This window comes from Brevundimonas sp. UBA7838 (assembly GCF_002500885.1).
Classification (GTDB): Bacteria; Pseudomonadota; Alphaproteobacteria; order Caulobacterales; family Caulobacteraceae; genus Brevundimonas; species Brevundimonas vesicularis_C.
In genome coordinates this window covers 16,654-17,274 of the sequence record NZ_DLTK01000117.1, presented here as the reverse complement: position 1 = coordinate 17,274, position 621 = coordinate 16,654, and the positions used below count along the sequence as shown (strand labels likewise).

At 70.0% G+C, this 621-nt stretch carries 2 protein-coding genes; both read right to left on the bottom strand.

All coding sequences use genetic code 11. The annotated features are described in order from the left end of the window. On the bottom strand, nucleotides 1–379 hold a 379-nt coding region (gene ftsL, locus B3T77_RS11130; RefSeq protein WP_292079603.1), incomplete at its 3' end, for a cell division protein FtsL. After that, nucleotides 376–621, bottom strand: a 246-nt coding sequence (gene mraW, locus B3T77_RS11125) for a 16S rRNA (cytosine(1402)-N(4))-methyltransferase (RefSeq protein ID WP_292079601.1), incomplete at its 5' end; no start/stop codon positions are given. The genes mraW and ftsL, both read right to left, overlap by 4 nt.

Below are 621 nucleotides of genomic sequence, written 5' to 3'. Positions count from 1 at the left end.
CTGCAGGCGCGGACGCGGCGGGTTGGGCGGGGACGGGCTTCAGGGCCGTCAGCTGACCTTCCTTGGCTTGACGGGCGACCGCGACGGGCGCCATGCCGATCTGGCGCGACAGGCTTTCCAGACGCGCCGGCTGCTCCAGACGGGCGACCTCGGCGCGCAGCAGGCGGACGCGCTGTCCGTTCTCACGGATGTCCTGTTCGATCTGGGCGATGCGGCTGCTCTCACGCGCCGCGGCGGCCTTGGCGGCATAGACCGACACGATCATGATCGCGACCAAGGCCACGCCGATGATCTCGACCCAGCGCACGCCACGCACCTTCCAGTCGAACAGGCGCTGAAGGGCGGTGCGGGAATAGGTGAAGAAGGGCGCCGTGGTCATGCCGCCGCTCTCCCATCGATCCGACCCCAGGCCGGGGCGTCGGTGCGCACGGCGGCGCGCAACTTGGCCGAGCGGGCGCGAGGGTTGGTGGAACGCTCTTCGTCGCCTGCCTCGCGCGCGCCCTTGAACTGAAGCGTGAAGCTGGGCTTGCGCGGATCGACGGCCATGGGCGCATGACGCGAACCGGCGGGGCTGTTGCCCGTGCGCTCAGTCAGGAAGGCCTTGACGATGCGGTCTTCCAG